Origin of the sequence: Pseudomonas tructae (assembly GCF_004214895.1) — a bacterium.
In the GTDB taxonomy this organism is placed as follows: domain Bacteria; phylum Pseudomonadota; class Gammaproteobacteria; order Pseudomonadales; family Pseudomonadaceae; genus Aquipseudomonas; species Aquipseudomonas tructae.
This window is the reverse complement of record NZ_CP035952.1, coordinates 2,272,966-2,292,830: the sequence shown is the minus strand read 5'-3', so window position 1 is coordinate 2,292,830 and position 19,865 is coordinate 2,272,966. Positions and strand designations below refer to the sequence as shown.

The following is a 19,865-nucleotide window of genomic DNA, read 5'->3' as shown; positions in this document are numbered from 1 at the left end:
TGCCGGGCAGCCACCATCTTTAAGCTGTAACTCAACGTCAATCTTGTAGATATCTAATTGACCAGGCAGGGACGCGAACAAGCCGCAGGACGACGGACAGGACATTAGACACGGGCGCCAGACCCGGTAAGCATTAAGGACAGGAATGAAACGAATTTTGCTCATCCTAGCCATATTGGCTGTCGCGGGATGCGCGGCGACGGCGAAGACCGAAGTCAAACGAGGCAAGAAAGGCCTGCATATCAATTGTTCTGGTCTGTCTTCATCCTGGGAAAAGTGCTACACCAAGGCCGCCGCCTCATGTGGCAGCAAAGGTTATAAGGTAATTGCCCGCTCAGGTGACGACGATGCCGAACCCGGGGACTACCCCTTCGGTCTCAACCCTGCCGGCTACACCAGCCGCAGCATGATCGTGCTCTGCAAGTAAAGACTTTCCAGTAAAAAGGGCAGCCCATGGGCTGCCTTTTTTGTGTCATGCCGCGACAATCAAATTGCCGCAGTACGCTGCTGCAGCCATTGCAGGGCCGCGCCTTCAAGCAAAGGTGCCAGACGCTCGCGCACCTGGGCATGGTAGCCATTGAGCCAGTCACGTTCCTCGCTGCCCAGGCGCTCTGTCAGCAGGCAACGGGTGTCTATCGGGCACAACGTCAGGGTTTCGAACTCGAGGAAGTCGCCAAACGCGCTTTTGCCCACCTCGCGGTTGAATACCAGGTTCTCGATACGCACCCCCCATTCGCCCGGGCGATAGGTTCCCGGCTCAATCGAGGTGATCATCCCTGCCTGCATGGCAGTTTGTGCTGCGGCGACCGCCTGGTAGGCAATGACCTGCGGCCCCTCATGTACATTCATGAAGTAACCGACGCCATGCCCGGTGCCATGCCCGTAGTCGACTTGCTCGGCCCAGATGGGCGCCCGGGCAATGGCATCGAGCAGTGGCGACAGTATGCCCCGCGGGAAGCGTGCCCGGGACAACGCGATAACTCCCTTGAGCACGCGGGTGCAGTCGCGCTTTTGCTCAACAGTTGGGTTGCCGATCGGCACCATCCGGGTAATGTCGGTAGTGCCGCCCAGATACTGCCCACCAGAATCGATCAGCAACAGGCCATCGCCTTCAATTCGGGCGTGAGACTCATCGGTCGCGCGGTAATGCGGCATGGCGCCATTGGCGTTGAAGGCCGCAATGGTTGAAAAGCTCAAGGAGACGAACCCAGGTCGACGGGCACGCGCAGCACTGAGCTGCTCGTCCACCGTCAGTTCGGTGACCGGCTCACCACGCTCGCGGGCCGCCTCGAACCAGGCGAAGAATTCACACAGCGCCGCGCCATCCTGCTCCATGACGTTGCGGATATGGCCAAGGTCGGCCGTGCTTTTGCACGACTTGGACAATGTGGTCGGATTCAACCCTTCAATCAGGCGCACCCCCTTGACGGTATTGCCCAACAAGCCGCTGGTTACGCGGGCCGGATCGAGCAAAAGGCTCGCGCCGGCAGGGATGGCCGCCAGCGCCGGGCCCACCTCTGCATAATCGCGCAAAGTGATGCCGTCGACCTTCAGCACATGGCGTAAATGTTCGTCGATCTTGCGCAGGTCGACGAACAGTGTCGCCTGGTCCTGGCTGATCAAGGCAAAGGAGACGAACACCGGATTATAGGAGACGTCGCTACCGCGCAGGTTGAACAGCCAGGCAATGTCGTCCAGGGTTGCGATGAAGTGCCAGTCTGCGCCGCGTTCGCGCAGGGTCTGGCGCAGGTTGGCCAACTTCTCGGCGCGACTGACGGTGGCCTCGGGTGGCAGGTGCTGGTACACCGGATTGGTAGGCAGCGCCGGGCGCTCATCCCAAACCTGCGCCAGAAGGTCTTTTTCAGTGAACAACTGGATGCTGCGTGCCTTGAGTCGTTCGCCCAACTGACGTGCGGAGGCCAACGCCATCACCGCCCCGTCAACCGCAACCACCCCGCCTTCAGGCGCCTGCTCGGCCAACCAGTCCAACGGCCCGGGCTGGCCCGGCTGCAACTTCACCAGTTCGATGGTGCTGCCCGCCAGTTCCTTTTCCGCCTGTTCCCAATAGCGGCTGTCAGCCCACAGGCCGGCGAAATCGGCAGTGACGATCAAGGTACCCACCGAACCGTGGAACCCGGACAGCCATTGCCTGGCCTGCCAGTAGCCTGGCAGGTACTCGGAAAGATGTGGGTCGGCCGACGGTACCAACAGGGCGTCGACACCCTCGCGCTGCATTACTTCACGAATACGTGCCAAACGCGTATTCACCGCTTCCTGCGTTGAAGACTGAGTGTTCATGCTGACTCCTGCTACCACGGCATCCATTGTTATTGACGCAGATAATGGAGCAGGCTTCAGCCCCGGGCAACTGCCCAGAAGGGTTGTGACTGTAACGAGGCCTTTATCGCCCGCACAGCCTGGTCGATATCCTGCATCTGGGTATAACGTCCCAGACTCAGGCGAAGGGTCTGGCGCGCGGCCTGAGGCTCGTGCCCAAGCGCCAGCAACACGTGGGAAGCAGCATTGGCTGCCGAGTTGCACGCCGAGGTGGATGAGAAAGCCAGGGTGTGCGCCAACTGCTGGAAATCAGGATGCTCGCCTCGGAAGGTCAGACTTAGCGTGTGCACAACGCGCTGCTCGGCACTGCCATTGAGCTGTATCCCGGGGATGTCGAGCAATTGTTCGCGCAGCCGTTGCTGCAAGTGGCGGATACGTTCGGACTCTTCTGCGAACAGTGACTGGGCCAGAGAAAACGCCTCGCCCATGCCGACGATCTGATGCGTCGCCAGGGTCCCGGAGCGCAGGCCACCCTCATGCCCGCCGCCATGCATCTGTGCCTGCAACAAGGGCCTGGCACGCTCACCGACATACAGCGCACCTATACCTTTGGGCCCGTAGACCTTGTGCGCGGAAAAGGACATCAGATCGACCTGCCAACGGGACAGTTCGATCGGCAACTTGCCTGCGCCCTGCGCCGCATCCACGTGCAGCAACGCGCCATGCTTACGAACCACATTGGCCAACGCTGGAATGTCGTTAACGGTCCCCAGTTCGTTATTCACCAGCATGACTGAAACCAGGAAGGTATCTTCGCGCAGAGCACCACGCAGCGCCTCGACGCTGATCAGGCCCTGGTCATCGGGCGCGAGCAAGGTCAGGCTGAAGCCGTCCCGCTCCAACTGGTGCAGCGTATCGAGCACTGCCTTGTGCTCGAGCTGGCTACTGATGATATGACCACCCTGACGACCCTGGGCGAGCCCTTTAAGTGCCAGGTTGTTCGATTCGGTGGCACCGGACGTCCAGATGATCTGCTCGGCCTGGGCACCGACCAGCCCGGCCACCTGCCCCCGCGCATGCTCCACGGCCTCGCGGGCGCTACGCCCATAGCAATGGGAGCTGGAGGCCGGATTACCGAAATTGCCCGAGGCGCCCAGACACGTGACCATGGCCTGGATGACTCGCTCGTCGACCGGTGTCGTGGCGGCGTAGTCGAAGTACAACGGTAGGGTATTCATGACAGCAGGCTCTCTGGTTGTCGTCGCCTTTTGAAGCAGGCGCTTCCTAAATCCATGTAGGCAGGTTCACGAGTCATAGTGCATCAATCTTTTATAGAACTGTAAATTATTGATTTGTATATTTATATAACCAAAAACCAACCATCAATTACCCCGCTGAACTTCTGCCGCTTCAGGACTTCACAATCAGTACAGCCCTGCACGGAAGAAATCGCAATGCAACAGGGAAGCAAAGCCAGTGAAAGGCCCCTGAATCACGTCGAGGATCTGCCCATGCTCCGATCGACCGACCGCAAGCAAGGCGTGGTCTTGCTCGATACCCGTCAGCGCACACCCGAGCATGAACACAGCGTGCACTTGAAGCTTGCCGAACGACTGGCGCAACTGTTCGGCACCGAAGTGGTAACCCCCAGCAAACCGCCGACAGCCAGGGAGAACTTCTACTACCTGCCCACCGAAACCCTGATTGGCACCGAACACTATCGGGACATGGGCATTGCCGCCGCCACGGACCTGTTTGGCGGCCTGGTCAGCCAGCCCTACATGGCGACCAAAGCAATCTCTCACCCGCTCCTGGCCGATGCGCGCTTCCCGCTGGGCTGGACCGATGACTTTGCCCGCCTGGCCCAGGATGCGCTGTTGCGTGGCTACAGCGTTTTCAGCCTGGCCGATGCGGTTCGCGCAGCGCAACTACTACTGCGCGAGGGTCCGCTACGGCTCAAGCCCGTGCGTGCTACCGCCGGCCGCGGGCAAAGGGTGATCGACAGCATGAAAGCACTGGAGCAGGCGCTTGGCGGCATGGATGAGCAGGAAATCGCCCTCTGCGGCCTGACCCTGGAGGAAAACCTCAGCCAGGTGCAGACCTTCAGCGTCGGTCAGGCCTTGGTGGCCGGGATCCTGTGCAGCTACTACGGCACCCAGCAACTGACCCGCGACCACCAGGGCGAGGAAATCTACGGGGGTTCCGACCTGGTGCTGGTACGCGGGGACTATGATGCCCTGCTGCAACTGGAGCTGGAAGATCACCTGCGCCTGGCCATCACCCAGGCCAGGACCTACGAACAGGCAGCACTGCAAGCCTTCCCCGGTTTTATTGCCTCTCGGCGCAACTACGATGTGGCGCGTGGCCTCAACAGCCAGGGCAAGCTACGTAGTGGTGTGCTCGAACAATCCTGGCGCATCGGTGGCGCCAGCAGTGCCGAGGTTCTGGCGCTGCAGGCATTTGCCGCGGACCCTGCGCTCAACCGCGTGCGCGCCTCTACGCATGAGGCCTTCGATGCGCCGCCGTTGCCCGCCGATGCCACGATTTTTTATCAGGGGGACGACAGTGAACTCGGACGCGTCTGCAAATACGCACGGATCCGCGACTATGACCATCCATAGCGAACCGATCGAGATCCAGGTAGATGGCCAAACCATCGCTGGGACCATCGTCAGCCCCGGCGCCAAGGTTCCCGGGATCCTCTTCGTCCACGGTTGGGGCGGCAGCCAACAGCGCGACCTGGCCAGAGCCAAGCAGATCACTGGCCTGGGTTGTGTGTGCATGACCTTTGACCTGCGCGGCCACGAGAAAACCCAAAGCCAGCGCCTGAGCGTAACCCGCGAGCAGAACCTGGCCGACCTGGTTGCCGCCTATGATCGGCTGGTCAGCCACCCGGCAGTCGACACCAGTGCCATCGCCCTGATCGGTAGCAGCTATGGCGGTTACCTGGCGACCCTGCTGACGGCATTGCGCCCAATCAAATGGCTGGCATTGCGCGTCCCGGCGTTGTACTGGGATGACGAATGGAGCCTGCCTAAACAGGCACTCGACCGTCAACGCCTGGGCGACTACCGTCAGCGCCCGCTAGGCCCCGGCGACAACCGCGCGCTGGGCGCCTGCGCCGAATTTGCCGGGGACGTGCTGCTGGTCGAGTCAGAGCAAGACAGTTACGTGCCACATAGCACCCTGATGAGTTACCGCTCGGCGTTCGTCAGCGCCCATTCGCTGACCCACAGGATCCTCGACGGCGCCGACCACGCCCTGTCCACCGACCGTAGCCAGAAAGCCTACAGCTCGATACTCGGTGCCTGGATCAGTGAGATGGTCATTGGCGCGCGGCTTGATCGCTACCCGCACCATTCACCCTGGTACTCCTGAGGCCATCGGCAATTGGCAATGCAACCCGTGCTCCGCAGTGCGTGCCAGGCTGCTGAGGGTCTGAAAAGCATTGAAATTGACGCCCCGGGCCTGGTGCTCACGAATCAACTGCAGGAAGGGTTCCTGCTCAAAGCTGCTGACCGCCGCTTCCCAGGCCGCCCGCGATTGCCACTGCAGGTACTGCAGGACCCGGCTGCCATCGTCGCTGGCCTGAATGCTGGCAGCGACCAGGCCGCCATGCTGCACGGCCAACTGCTCGCTCCGTGCTACCAGGGCCTGGGCCAGGGCGTGTTGACGCGCCGGTGCAACCTCGAATTCGATCATCTGGGTAAAACCCAGACTGTTAGCTGAAACCCCCATGAACTGCTCCCTCTGCCTTTGCCCTTGCGGTGCGATGGCAGGCAGGGTAAAACCTCCAGTTAACTAGAGGTCAAGAGAATTGTGCCATGCCCGAGTCAGCCCAGAGCGTCCTCAGCGTTGGTCAGCTATCGGCGCGCAGCGGCGTTGCCGTCACCGCCCTGCACTTCTACGAAAGCAAGGGCCTGATTTACAGCACGCGCAGCGCCGGCAACCAGCGGCGCTACTCGCGCGATACCCTGCGCCGGGTCGCGGTGATCAAGATGGCGCAGCGCCTGGGCATCCCCCTGGCAACCATTCATGCCGCACTGCAGACATTACCGGTGGGCCGTGCACCGAGTGTGAAGGACTGGCAGCGGCTATCGGAGCAATGGCGCCAGGACCTGAGCCGGCGTATCGACAAGCTGATAGTGCTGCGTGACCAGCTCGACAGCTGCATCGGCTGCGGCTGCATGTCGCTGCAAAGCTGCCCGCTGCGCAACTGTGACGACCAACTCGGCGAACAGGGCCCGGGGCCGCAATTGCTGGAGCCGGGCGCAGAGCGCGACGACTAGAAGGTGCTTTCCCACCACAGGCCGCGCAAGCATAGGTGTCTACACATCTCGCGATTGGGTGATGGCGCAAAGGCGCAGGGCTTGAGATGGGGTAAACCTTGCCAGGTGTTCGCCGCAAGGCTTGTTGCACCCTTGAGATCGAGCGCCGCCCGCGCGGCGCATCGCGGGTCAAGCCCGCTCCCACCCATGGCCTGTGAAGCGGCGCTCTGCGTCTTGTGTGCAACGGACAAACGCGCAGCCCACATCGTATCAAATCAGGATCAGCCCGCAACGGCCCCAAGGCGTCGCCGGTAATCGCTGGGGGCAAGCCCGGTCACCTTGAAGAACACTTTACGAAAGGCGCCCGGGTCCTGGTAACCGACGCCCCAGGCAATCTGGTCAATCGAGCGGTTAGTGAACTCAAGCATCCGGCACGCCCGGCCAACCCTGACCTGCTGGCAATATTCGGTAGGCTTGAGACCGGTGGCGCTGCGAAAACGGCGCAGGAAGGTGCGCTGTTCAAGGCCCGCGCAAGTGGCCATGGCGGCCAGCGAAACCTCTCGCGCACCGCTGCCTTGCAACCAGTGCTGGACTTTGAGCACTGCCTCGTCGCCATGATCCAGGCGCGGGCTGAAGACGCTACCGGGGTGTTGCCCGCCCCTGACCCGTTCGACCGCCAGAAAGCGCGCGGTCTCCGCCGCCAGGGTCTCACCCAGGTAGCGCTCGACCAGTCTCAGGCCCAGGTCGGTCCAGGCCATCAACCCGGCCGAGGTAATGATGTCGCCATCATCGAGCAACGGCAGGTTGGCTTCGACCTGAACCCGAGGAAAACGCTCGGCCAGTGATTGCGCGAAATTCCAGTGCGTGGTTGCCGGGCGACCATCGAGCAGGCCGCTGGCAGCGATGAAGAACACCCCGACGCAGACCGACACCAGCAACGCCCCGTCAGCATGCCATTGGCGCAGGTTGGCACAATAGCGTTCGAGCACATCGGGCGCAGGGGCCTGGGTCAGGCTCGGCGGAACAATCATCGCCCGCACCCGGTGCCCCGTGCCAGGGTGGGTGTCGAGGGTTACCTGCAATGGCTGGCCCGGGCTCTCGCTCCAGTGGCTGATACGCAATTGCGGTCGCTCCAGCGCACCCAGTTCCAAACGCAGGCGGTTGGCCACGGCGAACAGATCGGTCAAGCCATGGACAGCGGCCAACTGCGCGCCGGGATAGACCAGCACGCCAATTTCCAGAGTGTCCTGCGCCGTTGCCATTGTCAGTTTTTCCCGCCAATTTGTCGTTCGCGCCAATCCGCAAGCGCACCGCTCAAGCCTATAACTATCACCACGCCACAACCACTCCCCGACACGAGGCTTTTGAGATGAGCAAGCAGGCACTGATCGTCATCGACATCCAGAACGATTACTTCCCCGGCGGTAAATGGCCCCTGGATGGCGCCGAGGCGGCGGCCGACAATGCCGCCGGCATTCTTGATGCCGCCCGCGCCCGCGGCGACCTGGTGGTGCACGTGCGCCACGAGTTCGAGTCCACCGATGCGCCGTTTTTCACGCCTGGCTCCGAAGGCGCACAGATTCACCCCAAGGCAGCCAAGCGCGCAGATGAGTCAGTAGTCCTCAAGCACAAGGTCAACTCCTTTCTGGGCACCGAACTCAAGCAACTGCTTGATAAAGGACAAATCAGCGACGTCACGGTGATCGGCAGCATGAGCCACATGTGCATCGATGCCGTCAGCCGCGCGGCCGCCGATTACGGTTATGGCGTCACGGTGGTTCACGATGCCTGTGCAACTCGCGCTCTGGAGTTCAACGGAGTCAAAGTACCGGCATCGCAAGTGCATGCAGCCTTTATGGCGGCGCTGGCCTTCGCTTACGCGCAGGTGATCTCCACCGAGGACTATCTGACGGCCGCGAAGCGTTAAGTGCAGTGACCCGCTGCGTGCTCAGATCACCACGTTGCGCACGAAGCGGGTCGCCACCTCGCCGTCATTGCGATAGGCATAGCGGCGGTTGCTGGCAAAGGTGATGAATTCGCCGGCATTGAGCAGGTGCTGTTGCCCCTCGACCTCAAGGGTCAGACAACCTTCGAAGACGAACAACTGCTCGCTCCAGCCATCGGCATCGGGCTCGCAGGGGTAGACTTCACCAGGCTCCAGACGCCACTCCCACAATTCAACTTCCCGGCTGGCGGCAGAGCTGGCCAGCAGCACGGCCTTGCTACCGGGATGCACACCGGTCCAGGCCAGCTCGTTGATCCGGCTCGGGTCACGGTTGTCCGGCGCCTTGATCAAGTCACTGAACGCCACTTGCAGCACTTCGGCGATCAGGTCGAGGGTGGTCAGGCTGACATTCTTTTCGCCAGCTTCGATAGCCACCAGCATGCGCCGGCTGACCCCGGACTTTTCCGCCAGGGCGCTCTGGCTCAATTCGGCGGCATGGCGCAGGCGACGAATATTCTGGCTGACATGCTGCAGCACGGACGCGCGCTGATTGGAATCTTTGTGCACTATATTGCTCATCAATAGGGGGTGCGCAGTATACTGCCCACTTTCGCCGCAATTGTGCGTCGACCTTCTTCCGTGTGCAAGGCCATGACCCCGACGAACTCCGCTGAACGCCCTTCCGTTTCCTTCCGGCTGAGCAAGGCCGAACTGGTGCTGGTGTTTATCACCATGCTCTGGGGCGGGACCTTTTTGCTGGTACATAACGTGATGACGGTCAGTGGGCCGATGTTTTTCGTCGGCCTGCGTTTCGCTGCCGCAGCGCTGTTCGTCGGGCTGGTTTCAGCCCGTTCGCTACCCGGCCTGACCGCCACAGAGCTCAAGGCCGGGATGTTGATTGGCGTGTCGATCATGCTCGGCTACGGCCTGCAGACCGCTGGCCTGCAAACCATCAGCAGCAGCCAGTCGGCGTTTATCACGGCGCTGTACGTGCCCTTCGTACCCTTGCTGCAATGGCTGGTGCTGGGCCGCCGCCCGGGCCTGATGCCGAGCCTGGGTATTGGCCTGGCGTTTGCCGGGCTGATGCTACTGGCTGGCCCTGGCGGTGGCTCCCTGCAGTTCAGCCCCGGCGAAATCGCCACGCTGGTCAGTGCCGTGGCCATTGCCGCAGAAATCATCCTGATCAGCCGCTATGCAGGTCAGGTCGATGTCCGCCGGGTGACCGTGGTGCAACTGGCCACCGCCTCGGCACTGTCATTCATGATGGTGGTGCCAACCCAGGAACGCCTGCCGGACTTCTCCTGGCTGTTGCTGCTCAGTGCCGTGGGCCTGGGGGCGATGAGCGCAGTGATCCAGGTGGCGATGAACTGGGCACAGCAATCGGTTTCGCCGACCCGCGCCACCCTGATCTATGCCGGTGAGCCGGTCTGGGCCGGCATCGTCGGACGCATCGCCGGTGAACGCCTGCCAGGGGTGGCTTTGCTTGGGGGGCTGCTGATTGTCATCGCCGTGGTAGTCAGTGAACTGAAGATTCGCCGCCGCAGCCAGGAACCGGCCCTGGAGGTTGCCAGCGAAGAACGTGAAGCGGGTCTCTGATCGAGAAATGCAGGCTATCCTTTGAAAAAAACTGTTATAAAAAAAAGGATTGATACAGTGTTCTTGTAGGATTCTGCGACAGCTTGCGGGTTGGTGATCGACCAGTCGCCACGTATGATCCCTTACAAACTCCTGCAGATTAGAAATCTATGTCCTTGATAGTGCTACTGCTTCTGCCGTTTATCGGCAGCTGCCTGGCGGCTGTCTTGCCGCACAACGCACGCAACAGCGAATCGCTGCTGGCCGGTCTGGTCGCCCTGGTGGGCACCGTCCAGGTCGCCTTGATGTACCCGCAGATCGCCCATGGCGGCGTGATCCGTGAAGAATTTCTCTGGCTACCGAGCCTGGGCCTGAACCTGGTCCTGCGCATGGACGGTTTCGCCTGGCTGTTCTCCCTGCTGGTGTTGGGCATCGGCACCCTGGTATCGCTGTACGCACGCTACTACATGTCCCCACAGGACCCGGTGCCGCGCTTTTTTGCCTTTTTCCTGGCGTTCATGGGCGCAATGCTCGGCCTGGTGATTTCCGGCAACCTGATCCAGATCGTATTCTTCTGGGAACTGACCAGCCTGTTCTCGTTCCTGTTGATCGGTTACTGGCACCACCGCGCCGACGCCCGGCGTGGCGCCTACATGGCATTAATGGTCACCGGTGCGGGCGGGCTATGCCTGCTGGCGGGGGTACTGCTGCTCGGCCATGTGGTCGGCAGCTACGACCTGGACAAGGTCCTTGCTGCCGGCGAGCAGATTCGCAACCATGCCCTGTATCCCGTCCTGTTACCCCTGATCCTGCTTGGCGCGCTGAGCAAAAGCGCGCAGTTCCCCTTCCACTTCTGGCTGCCCCATGCCATGGCGGCGCCCACGCCGGTCTCGGCGTACCTGCACTCGGCAACCATGGTCAAGGCCGGGGTGTTCCTGCTGGCGCGGCTGTGGCCTGCGCTTTCCGGCAGCGAAGAATGGTTCTGGATCGTCAGCGGCGCCGGCGCCGCCACCCTGGTGCTGGGCGCCTTCGCGGCGATGTTCCAGAACGACCTCAAGGGCCTGCTGGCCTACTCGACCATCAGCCACCTGGGCCTGATTACCCTGCTGCTCGGCCTGAACAGCCCCTTGGCGGCGGTCGCGGCAGTGTTTCACATCCTCAACCACGCGACCTTCAAGGCCTCGCTGTTCATGGCCGCAGGCATTATCGACCACGAAAGCGGCACCCGCGACATTCGCCGCCTCAGCGGTTTATTCCGGCTAATCCCCTTCACCGCGACCCTGGCCATGGTGGCCAGCGCCTCGATGGCCGGGGTGCCGTTGATGAACGGCTTCCTGTCCAAAGAGATGTTCTTCGCCGAAACCGTGTTCATCAACTCCACCGCCTGGGTCGAGGCGGCCCTACCGGTGATCGCCACCCTCGCCGGCACCTTCAGCGTGGCCTACGCCTTGCGCTTTACCGTCGACGTGTTCTTCGGCCCAGCGGCCAACGACCTGCCGCATACCCCCCATGAGCCGCCACGCTGGATGCGCGCACCGGTCGAATTGCTGGTGATGACTTGCCTTGTGGTCGGTATCTTCCCGGCGCAGTCGGTCGGCCCGCTGCTGGCCGCCGCCGCTTTGCCAGTCGTGGGCGGCACGCTGCCCGAGTACAGCCTGGCCATCTGGCACGGCTGGAACGCCCCGCTGATCATGAGCCTGATCGCCATGAGCGGCGGTATCTTGCTCTACCTGCTGCTGCGCAACCAGTTCAAACGTGGGCGCTTCCCCGCACCGCCGCTGATCGAGCGCTTCAACGGTAAACGCCTGTTCGAGCACGGCCAGGTGCTGATCATGCGCACTGCCCGACGTTTCGAGCGGGTGTTCACCACCCGCCGCCTGCAAAAACAGCTGTTCATGCTGGTACTGATCGCCCTGTTGGCCGGCTTGCTGCCGATGCTGCACAGCGGCCTGAGCTGGGGTGACAGGCCGAAGATTCCGGGTTCCGGGGTGTTCGTCATGCTCTGGCTAATTGCCATTACCTGCGCCCTGGGCGCTGCCTGGCAGGCCAAGTACCACCGGCTGGCGGCCCTGACCATGGTCAGTGTCTGTGGCCTGATGACCTGCATCACCTTTGTCTGGTTCTCGGCCCCGGACCTGGCCCTGACCCAACTGGTGGTCGAAGTGGTCACCACGGTACTGATCCTGCTCGGCCTGCGCTGGCTGCCACGGCGGATCGAAGGCGTCTCGCCGCTGCCGGGCACCCAGGAGCGCGCGCGCCTGCGCCGCTTGCGCGACCTGCTGCTGGCGGTCGGCGTAGGTGGCGGCATGGCATTGCTGTCCTACGCCATGCTGACCCGCCCGACGCCCAACGACATCTCCTCGTTCTACCTGAGCCGTGCCCTGCCCCAAGGCGGCGGTAGCAACGTGGTCAACGTGATGCTGGTGGATTTCCGTGGTTTCGACACCCTCGGCGAGATCACCGTGCTGGTGGCTGTGGCCCTGGCGGTGTTCGCCCTGCTGAGGCGTTTCCGCCCGCCCAAGGAGAGCATGCAACTGCCGGCCCAGCAACGCCTGCTGGCCCCGGACGTGGTCACCGACCTGGTCAACCCGCGCCACGCAGCCGACACCGCACTGGGCTTCATGATGGTGCCGGCGGCCCTGGTGCGCCTGCTGTTGCCGATTGCTCTGGTCGTCTCGATGTACCTGTTCATGCGTGGCCACAACCAGCCCGGTGGCGGCTTCGTTGCCGGCCTGGTGATGTCGGTGGCGTTCATCCTCCAGTACATGGTGGCCGGCACCCAGTGGGTCGAGGCGCAGATGAGCCTGCGGCCGCTGCGCTGGATGGGCACTGGCCTGCTCTGCGCGACCCTCACCGGGGTCGGGGCGATGCTGCTCGGTTACCCGTTCCTCACCACCCACACCGCGCACCTGCACCTGCCAGTGCTGGGTGACACCCACCTGGCCAGTGCACTGTTCTTCGATATCGGCGTATTTACCGTGGTGGTCGGCTCGACCCTGCTGATCCTCACCGCGCTGGCCCACCAGTCGGTACGTGGTCACCGCCCGGGCAGCCAACAGAAATCCACCCAAACAGGAGCCGCCTGATGGAAGAAGTCATTGCAATTGCCATCGGTGTGCTCGCCGCCTCGGGGGTCTGGCTGATTCTGCGGCCACGCACCTTCCAGGTGGTAATGGGCCTGTGCCTGTTGTCGTACGGGGTCAACCTGTTCATCTTCAGCATGGGCAGCCTGTTCATCGGCAAGGAGCCAAGCATCAAGGACGGCGTGCCCCAGGACCTGCTCCACTACACCGACCCGCTGCCCCAGGCGCTGGTGCTCACCGCGATCGTCATCAGCTTCGCCATGACCGCGCTGTTCCTGGTGGTGTTGCTGGCTTCGCGCGGCCTGACCGGGACCGACCATGTCGATGGCCGGGAGCCTAACGAATGAGTGCGATGAACCAACTGATCGTCGCGCCTATTCTGCTGCCATTGCTGACGGCGGCGCTGATGCTGCTGCTCGGGGAGAAACGCCGGCCCCTCAAGGCCCGCCTCAACCTGATTTCCAGCCTGCTTGGGCTGGGTATTTCCATTACCCTGCTGCTTTGGGTTCAGGGCCAGGGGCAAGCCAGTTCGATCGGCGTGTACCTGCCCGGCAACTGGCCGGCGCCGTTCGGTATCGTCCTGGTGGTAGACCGCCTTTCGGCCCTGATGCTGGTACTGACCGGTATCGTCGGGGTCAGCGCGCTGGTGTTTGCCATGGCTCGCTGGGATGGCGCCGGCGCCAGTTTCCACGCCTTGTTCCAGATCCAGCTGATGGGCCTATATGGCGCCTTCCTCACCGCCGACCTGTTCAACCTGTTCGTGTTCTTCGAGGTCTTGCTGGCCGCCTCCTACGGCCTGATCCTGCATGGTTCGGGTCGCGCCCGGGTCAAGGCCGGCCTGCATTACATCGCCATCAACCTGCTGGCCTCGTCGTTGTTCCTGATTGGCGCGGCGATGCTCTATGGCGTCACCGGCACCCTGAATATGGCTGACCTGGCCGTGAAGATCCCGCTGGTACCAGAGGCCGATCGCGGCCTGCTGCATGCCGGCGCGGCGATCCTGGCTACAGCGTTTTTGGCCAAGGCCGGGATCTGGCCATTGAATTTCTGGCTGGTACCGGCGTACTCCTCAGCCAGCGCGCCGGTGGCTGCGCTGTTTGCGATCATGACCAAAGTCGGTTTCTATACCGTGTTGCGCCTGTGGACCTTGCTGTTCTCCGGACAAGCCGGCGCCTCGGCGTACTTTGGCGGCGACTGGCTGATCTATGGCGGCCTGGCCACCCTGGGTTGCGCGGCGGTCTCGATCCTGGCAGCCCAACGTCTTGAGCGCATGGCCAGCCTGAGCATCCTGGTTTCGGCCGGCACCCTGCTGGCCGCCATCGGCTTCGGCCAGGCGACTCTGACCGCAGCGGCGCTGTTCTATCTGGTCAGCTCGACCCTGGCGCTGTGTGCATTGTTCCTGCTCGCCGAACTGATCGAGCGCTCGCGCTCGGCCAACGAGATCCCGCTGGATGATGACGGTGACGGCCTGCCCTCGCCGGTGGAGTCGCTGCATCCCCCCAAGGGCATCAACCTCGACGATGAACAGAAGGCGGTGATCGGCCAGGTAATTCCCTGGACCATGGCCTTTCTGGGACTGAGCTTCATTGCCTGCGCTTTGCTGATCATCGGTATGCCGCCGCTGTCGGGCTTCATCGGCAAACTCAGCCTGATCAGTGCACTGTTCAACCCTCAGGGCCTTGGCGTATTGCCAGAGCAACCGCTGAGTATCGCCGGCTGGGTGCTGGTGGCCTTGCTGGTGCTCTCGGGCATGGCCTCACTGATTGCCCTGACCCGTGTCGGTATTCAGCGCTTCTGGACGCCACAAGAACGTCCGTCGCCGCTGCTGCGCCGTTACGAGTGCATACCGGTCGTGCTGCTGCTGGGTTTGTGCGTGCTGCTCAGCCTGCGCGCCGAACCTTTGCTGCGCTATACCCAGGATACGGCCGCAGCCCTACAGGACCCGGAGCAGTACGTGAATGCCGTGCTCGGTACCCGGCCGATTCCAGGCCCCACCAGCCTGGCCGCCAGTGCCGAGGTGCAGCCATGAAGCGCCTGTTCCCTGCCCCGCTGCTATCACTGTCGCTGTGGCTGTTGTGGCTGGTGCTGAACCTGTCGCTCAGCCCCGGCAACCTGCTGCTGGGTGCCTTGCTGGGCTTCGTTGCGCCGCTGCTGATGGCGCCATTGCGGCCGTTACCGGTGCGTATCCGCCGCCCCGGCACCATCGTGCGTCTGATCCTGCGGGTTGGCATCGACGTGCTGGTGTCCAACCTGCAGGTTGCCCGTGGCGTATGGACAGCCAAGCGGCGCCCACCGCGCTCACACTTCGTCCACATCCCCCTGGACCTGCGCGACGCTCACGGCCTGGCGGCCTTGTCGATGATCACCACGGTGGTCCCCGGGACCATTTGGTCAGAGCTGGCGCTGGACCGTAGCGTGCTCTTGCTGCATGTTTTCGACCTGGACGACGAGACGCAGTTCATCGAACATTTCAAGCACACCTATGAGCGCCCGCTGATGGAGATCTTCGAATGACTGGCCTGCTTGCCAACGCCATTCTCGCCAGTCTGTTCATCTTCTCCCTGGCCATGGCCCTGACCCTGGTGCGGCTGTTCCGTGGCCCCTCGGCACAGGACCGGGTACTGGCGCTGGATTACCTGTACATCCTGGCCATGCTGATGATGCTGGTGCTAGGTATCCGCTATGCCAGTGACACCTATTTCGAAGGCGCCCTGTTGATTGCCCTGTTCGGCTTCGTCGGCTCCTTCGCCCTGGCAAAATTCCTCTTGCGTGGCGAGGTGATCGAATGATCAATGCCAATGAATTACCGTTCTGGGTAGAAGTCCTGGTCGCCAGTCTGTTGTTGCTAAGCAGTCTGTTTGCCCTGAGTGGCGCCGTCGGCCTGATTCGCCTGAAGGATTTCTTTCAGCGCATGCACCCGCCGGCACTGGCTTCGACCTTGGGCGCCTGGTGCGTGGCCCTGGCCTCGATCCTGTACTTTTCCATGCTCAAGCACACGCCGGTGCTGCATGCCTGGCTGATTCCAGTGCTGCTGGCGATCACCGTGCCGGTCACTACCCTGCTGTTGGCACGGGCGGCGTTGTTTCGCAAGCGTATGGCCGGCGATCAGGTACCTGAAGAAGTCAGCAGCGGGCGTGATCGTGGTAACTGAAATCAGCCACTGAGCTGTTGCAGCTCGCGGCGCACCATGGCCGCGTATTCAGGCGGGCTCAGTGTGTAGAGCTCGGTGGCGACCCAGTCGAACCAGGCTGCCTGCAGGCGCGGACGCTCGACAAGCCATTGTTCGGCCAGGGCGCGTGCCTGGGCCTGGTGCCGGGCATGAAAGTCAGCACGACGGGTACGCTCGACAGGCTCGCTCACTCGCTGGCCTTGAAGGTGGTCAGCTCACCTTTCTGCCATTTGGCAACCTTGCGGGTCACGGCCTTGAGCGTCTTGCTCAACCCTTCCTGTAACTGCTCATGGGCGGCAAACACCAGCATTACGCCTTGCCCTTGCTTGAAGACGATGCCTTCGCCTTCTGGCACTGAAACATAGGCGTAGTCGCCCAGGCCATAGACCGTCAGCTTGATCTCACGAAAACGGATTTCCAGCTTGCCACCTTCGCGGCTAGGCAACACGGCGGCGCGAAAATGATCGCCAACCTTGAGTTCCAGTCGCTGCTTGTCGTCCACCACCAAGGCGGTTTCAGTATCGATCTCGGCCATGTAAAGGCCTTCCGCGCTTTGTTCAGTGACATAAACAAAACGCGATTGAAACTGTTTGACCAGTTTCGCCCTGAGGTCGCCCAGAACAAACAGGGCATGTGTATCCAGATTGCTGACTGCCAAAGAAAAATTCCTCAAAAACCGATTACACGCCGCTCCCCCAGCGGGCCGCGAGGCAGCCACAGGGCAGCGGTACTTCAATTCAAAGTCCGAAAGACTAGTAGATTTGCCTATGAAAAGTCTGTGCAGATCGGCAAAGCAACCCGCAGGAATGATTACCCAACACTGCAAGCTATTGTCAGCTTGCGGATTTTCAGTAGATTTCCTTAAACGGAGAAGCCTTTTCTGACAGCATCATCGCAACAAAAGTGCGATAGATGAAAGCAAGCCCTTCAGCAGGATGGGCCCCTGGAAATCATCCACCTCACACAGGGAAGCGAATATGCACGAAAACACCGAATTCCGTCGAGAGCCTAAAGGCGTTTCCTACCTAGAATATGCCGCTCACTCACCCGATAGCACCTCGCGCTTTGTGGTGGTGCCCGCCGGTATCGGCTTTTTTCATATCACCGAGCAGGCCACCGGGCGCGTCCGTGGCTTTCGCCGCGAACATACCGAAGCCTGCGCCCTGGCCCGTCATCTGGAAAATTGATCGCACCCTGGCTCTACCGTCCTGCCGTGCGGCAACGGGCCAGATCACCCCGTACAAAAGCGCCTCAGGCGGCTACCACCTGCTGCGGCCGGTAACCCAGGCGCAAGCCACCCCAGTGCCGGCCCTGCACCTGGATCGGCACCGAGAGGTCATGCATCAGTTCGCCAGTATCGCGGGTATAGGTCTGCAGCAGCACGGCCTGTTGGTGGCTGCCACAACGAATACCGGTACGGTCGTCGAACTTGCGCTTGCTGCGGTTGTGCGCGGTATCCACGGCCTGATCGCCGGTCAAGGGTTGATTGAAGGCATTGTTGTGGGTCGGCACATAGCCCTGCGGGGTACAGGCAATGGCAAACACCAGGCCGTCATGCTGAGTGAGCAACGGTTCCTGGATCGGTGGCAGGATCTGGTCGGTGTACTGGTCGAAACGGGTCCGGTAGCGCGCCGGAGCAGTGCCCGGCAATTGCTGGTAATGCCGGTCGAACAGGTCTTCAAGGCTGATTCGCCCTTGAGCGATGTCGGCCTCGAACTGCGCGGCAATTTGCTGTGCGCCTGCCCGGGCCAAGTCATAGACGCGCTGGTGGTACTCGTCCAGGCCCACCTCGGCCAGACGTTCGCTGATGCTCTCGGCCTGTCCTTCCAGTTGCACAGCGGCCTGGGCCAGGCGCTGGGTTTGCTGATCGCTGACCTGCAGGTCGCCGCGCATCCGCGCAACCGCCTCGAACAGGCTGTCCAGTTGCAGACGATTGGTTTCGGTACCTTCGGCGATGGTGCCAATCTGCTGTTCGACCCCAGCGGTCAACCCGGCAATGCTGTCCAGTTGCTCGCCGGTATGCTCGACCTGATCCACACCGCTGTGCAGGTCATCCGACAACTCGCGAATCTGTTCCACCACCTGCGCCGTACGCTGCTGGATGTCGGCGACCATCTGTCCGACTTCTTCGGTGGCGCTGGCGGTACGTCCAGCCAGGCCACGCACCTCATCGGCCACCACGGCAAAACCGCGACCGTGATCTCCCGCCCGGGCCGCCTCGATGGCAGCATTGAGGGCCAACAGGTTGGTCTGGCTGGCAATGGTCTGGATCACCAGGGTGACCCGGGCAATGTCTTCGCTGCGCTGGTGCAGCGCCTCGATCAACTCGCGACTGGCAGTGGCCCTGGCGCTCAGGTGATGCATGCGCTGGATCGACTCGGCCAGCACGCTGCGCCCGCTGGCGCTGCTTTCATGGGCGCTGCGGGCGGCGACCAGGGCCTGCTGGCTGAGCTGCGAGGTGGCTTTCTCGGTACCGATCATTACTTCAGCGCTGCTGACAATCTGCGCCGCAGAATCCAGTTGCGACTGCAACTTGTCCGCCAGCTGCCGCACCGAAAATGCGACACCGGCCGCCGACAAGGCATTGTGGCTGGTAGTACGGGACAGGTCACGGGTCAGCTCCGCCAGCGGATCCTTGGCCACCTGCTCCGCCCCTGCGGGTTTGCGCAGGCGCGGCAAGCACAACGCCAGCAAGGCCAGCGGCAGGGCGAGGTAAAACGAAAGCCCGGCAAAGGCCACGGCCGCCAGCAACCCCGCCAGCACCCCACTCTGCAACAGCGTGTCTGACCACGGCGCAAGCCTCCTCGGCGCAGATTGCCCTTCAACCACGGCGCCAGGCAGAGATCCTTCTCGCAACATATTTTGGCTCCAGTGCAGCACATCGTTATTGTCCGGCTATTAAACGCCACTATTAGGCCATTAGCCATGCCTCCTTGGGTGTACGACTGCAGCCATTGATACAGGGCAAGAAAAACAAAACCCCCGGGGATCGCTCCCCGGGGGTTTTGTCTGACACCTGCGTAGGTCAGGCCTGACGCTGGTGCTTGTCGATCTGCTCGTGGCGCTCTTGCGCTTCGATGCAGTACTTGGTGGTCGGGCTGATCAGCAGGCGCTTGAGGCCGATCGGCTCGCCGCTGTCGTCGCACCAGCCGAAGCTCTCGTCGGCAATCCGGCCCAGGGCCATTTCCAGTTGTGGCAGCAGACGCTGATCACGGTCGATCGTGTTGACCAACCAGTGGCGCTCTTCTTCAACCGAGGCGGCATCGGCAGGATCGGCAGGCGTGTCCAGGCTTTCGATGGTTACACGGCTTTGCTCGATGCGCTCATGGATCTCGACCTTCATCGACTGCAGCAGCCCGGTGAAGAAAGCCAACTGCTCAGCGTTCATGTAGTCATCGGCCGGCATGGCCAGCAACTTTTCCTTTGTCATTGATTTCTCTATAAAAAATACGTGCATTAAGGCGAATCGGGTGCTCCTGGCAAACAGCTCGCCAACAGCGGAATTCTTCAAGCACCATCCGGCACTCAATTTACAGGGGGCGGCAGTC

General features: G+C 62.0%; 21 protein-coding genes and 1 pseudogene. 13 read left to right on the top strand and 9 right to left on the bottom strand.

Annotated features, from left to right (window positions below; all coding sequences use genetic code 11):
• The first annotated feature begins 145 nt into the window (after positions 1-145).
• On the top strand, positions 146-427 hold the full coding sequence (locus EXN22_RS10580; protein ID WP_130264002.1) for a hypothetical protein: 282 nt from the start codon (positions 146-148) through the stop codon (positions 425-427).
• Positions 428-486: 59 nt separating this feature from the next.
• Here EXN22_RS10580 and EXN22_RS10575 read toward each other — a convergent pair whose 3' ends face one another.
• Both EXN22_RS10575 and EXN22_RS10570 read right to left on the bottom strand, forming a co-directional pair.
• Positions 487-2,298, bottom strand: coding sequence for an aminopeptidase P family protein (locus EXN22_RS10575; protein WP_130264001.1), 1,812 nt, complete (start codon positions 2,296-2,298; stop codon positions 487-489).
• 56 nt (positions 2,299-2,354) lie between these two features.
• Positions 2,355-3,515: a cysteine desulfurase family protein gene (locus EXN22_RS10570; protein ID WP_130264000.1), complete on the bottom strand. Its 1,161-nt coding sequence runs from the start codon at positions 3,513-3,515 to the stop codon at positions 2,355-2,357.
• A 273-nt stretch (positions 3,516-3,788) separates the two neighbouring features.
• Between EXN22_RS10570 and EXN22_RS10565 the strand changes: the two genes are divergently transcribed.
• Positions 3,789-4,898 (top strand): DUF3182 family protein, encoded by a 1,110-nt coding sequence (locus EXN22_RS10565; RefSeq protein WP_130263999.1) that lies wholly within the window; start codon positions 3,789-3,791, stop codon positions 4,896-4,898.
• A complete protein-coding gene (locus tag EXN22_RS10560) occupies positions 4,885-5,655 on the top strand; it encodes an alpha/beta hydrolase family protein (RefSeq protein WP_130263998.1) in 771 nt (256 codons plus the stop codon). The genes EXN22_RS10565 and EXN22_RS10560 overlap by 14 nt, the downstream gene beginning before the upstream one ends.
• Here the strand turns inward: EXN22_RS10560 and EXN22_RS10555 are convergent.
• Positions 5,625-6,015, bottom strand: a pseudogene (locus EXN22_RS10555) (antibiotic biosynthesis monooxygenase). The gene EXN22_RS10560 and the pseudogene EXN22_RS10555 sit on opposite strands and share 31 nt — an antisense overlap.
• Before the next feature lie 86 nt (positions 6,016-6,101).
• Here EXN22_RS10555 and soxR point away from each other — a divergent pair.
• A complete protein-coding gene (gene soxR / locus EXN22_RS10550; protein ID WP_130263996.1) occupies positions 6,102-6,566 on the top strand; it encodes a redox-sensitive transcriptional activator SoxR in 465 nt (154 codons plus the stop codon).
• A gap of 260 nt (positions 6,567-6,826) precedes the next feature.
• On the opposite strand, the gene EXN22_RS10545 is transcribed toward soxR, so the two are convergent.
• The gene (locus EXN22_RS10545) at positions 6,827-7,807 is read right to left on the bottom strand and encodes a GlxA family transcriptional regulator (RefSeq protein ID WP_130263995.1); all 981 of its coding nucleotides are present in this window, start codon (positions 7,805-7,807) and stop codon (positions 6,827-6,829) included.
• Between the two features lie 107 nt (positions 7,808-7,914).
• On the opposite strand from EXN22_RS10545, the gene EXN22_RS10540 reads away from it, so the two are divergent.
• Positions 7,915-8,472 carry a cysteine hydrolase family protein gene (locus EXN22_RS10540; RefSeq protein WP_130263994.1) on the top strand — a complete coding sequence of 186 codons (558 nt, stop codon included), beginning with the start codon at positions 7,915-7,917 and terminating at the stop codon, positions 8,470-8,472.
• A 21-nt stretch (positions 8,473-8,493) separates the two neighbouring features.
• Here EXN22_RS10540 and EXN22_RS10535 read toward each other — a convergent pair whose 3' ends face one another.
• Positions 8,494-9,057: a helix-turn-helix domain-containing protein gene (locus tag EXN22_RS10535; RefSeq protein ID WP_130263993.1), complete on the bottom strand. Its 564-nt coding sequence runs from the start codon at positions 9,055-9,057 to the stop codon at positions 8,494-8,496.
• An 84-nt stretch (positions 9,058-9,141) separates the two neighbouring features.
• On the opposite strand from EXN22_RS10535, the gene EXN22_RS10530 reads away from it, so the two are divergent.
• The 7 genes from EXN22_RS10530 (at position 9,142) to EXN22_RS10500 (ending at position 16,299) form a co-directional block, all read left to right on the top strand.
• The gene (locus EXN22_RS10530; protein ID WP_130263992.1) at positions 9,142-10,086 is read left to right on the top strand and encodes a DMT family transporter; all 945 of its coding nucleotides are present in this window, start codon (positions 9,142-9,144) and stop codon (positions 10,084-10,086) included.
• Between the two features lie 149 nt (positions 10,087-10,235).
• A complete protein-coding gene (locus EXN22_RS10525; protein ID WP_130263991.1) occupies positions 10,236-13,151 on the top strand; it encodes a monovalent cation/H+ antiporter subunit A in 2,916 nt (971 codons plus the stop codon).
• Complete coding sequence (locus tag EXN22_RS10520) at positions 13,151-13,495, top strand: Na+/H+ antiporter subunit C (protein ID WP_130263990.1); 345 nt, start codon at positions 13,151-13,153, stop codon at positions 13,493-13,495. Before EXN22_RS10525 ends, EXN22_RS10520 begins: the two co-directional genes overlap by 1 nt.
• Positions 13,492-15,177 (top strand): monovalent cation/H+ antiporter subunit D, encoded by a 1,686-nt coding sequence (locus EXN22_RS10515; RefSeq protein WP_130263989.1) that lies wholly within the window; start codon positions 13,492-13,494, stop codon positions 15,175-15,177. The genes EXN22_RS10520 and EXN22_RS10515 overlap by 4 nt, the downstream gene beginning before the upstream one ends.
• Entirely contained in the window at positions 15,174-15,662 is a 489-nt protein-coding gene (locus EXN22_RS10510; protein WP_130263988.1) for a Na+/H+ antiporter subunit E, read from the top strand. Before EXN22_RS10515 ends, EXN22_RS10510 begins: the two co-directional genes overlap by 4 nt.
• A complete protein-coding gene (locus EXN22_RS10505) occupies positions 15,659-15,937 on the top strand; it encodes a K+/H+ antiporter subunit F (protein WP_130263987.1) in 279 nt (92 codons plus the stop codon). Before EXN22_RS10510 ends, EXN22_RS10505 begins: the two co-directional genes overlap by 4 nt.
• Positions 15,934-16,299, top strand: coding sequence for a Na+/H+ antiporter subunit G (locus tag EXN22_RS10500; RefSeq protein ID WP_130263986.1), 366 nt, complete (start codon positions 15,934-15,936; stop codon positions 16,297-16,299). The genes EXN22_RS10505 and EXN22_RS10500 overlap by 4 nt, the downstream gene beginning before the upstream one ends.
• 2 nt (positions 16,300-16,301) lie before the next feature.
• Here the strand turns inward: EXN22_RS10500 and EXN22_RS10495 are convergent, their stop codons facing one another.
• Together EXN22_RS10495 and EXN22_RS10490 are read right to left on the bottom strand one after the other, a co-directional pair.
• Complete coding sequence (locus EXN22_RS10495; RefSeq protein ID WP_130263985.1) at positions 16,302-16,508, bottom strand: hypothetical protein; 207 nt, start codon at positions 16,506-16,508, stop codon at positions 16,302-16,304.
• Positions 16,505-16,975, bottom strand: a complete 471-nt coding sequence (locus EXN22_RS10490; RefSeq protein ID WP_130263984.1) for a hypothetical protein — start codon at positions 16,973-16,975, stop codon at positions 16,505-16,507. Before EXN22_RS10490 ends, EXN22_RS10495 begins: the two co-directional genes overlap by 4 nt.
• Before the next feature lie 319 nt (positions 16,976-17,294).
• Here EXN22_RS10490 and EXN22_RS10485 point away from each other — a divergent pair, with 319 nt between their 5' ends.
• The gene (locus tag EXN22_RS10485) at positions 17,295-17,504 is read left to right on the top strand and encodes a hypothetical protein (RefSeq protein WP_130263983.1); all 210 of its coding nucleotides are present in this window, start codon (positions 17,295-17,297) and stop codon (positions 17,502-17,504) included.
• 64 nt (positions 17,505-17,568) lie between these two features.
• On the opposite strand, the gene EXN22_RS10480 is transcribed toward EXN22_RS10485, so the two are convergent.
• A complete protein-coding gene (locus tag EXN22_RS10480) occupies positions 17,569-18,798 on the bottom strand; it encodes a methyl-accepting chemotaxis protein (RefSeq protein WP_407691967.1) in 1,230 nt (409 codons plus the stop codon).
• Positions 18,799-19,342: 544 nt separating this feature from the next.
• A complete protein-coding gene (locus EXN22_RS10475) occupies positions 19,343-19,747 on the bottom strand; it encodes a TraR/DksA family transcriptional regulator (RefSeq protein WP_130263981.1) in 405 nt (134 codons plus the stop codon).
• Positions 19,748-19,865 lie beyond the last annotated feature (118 nt).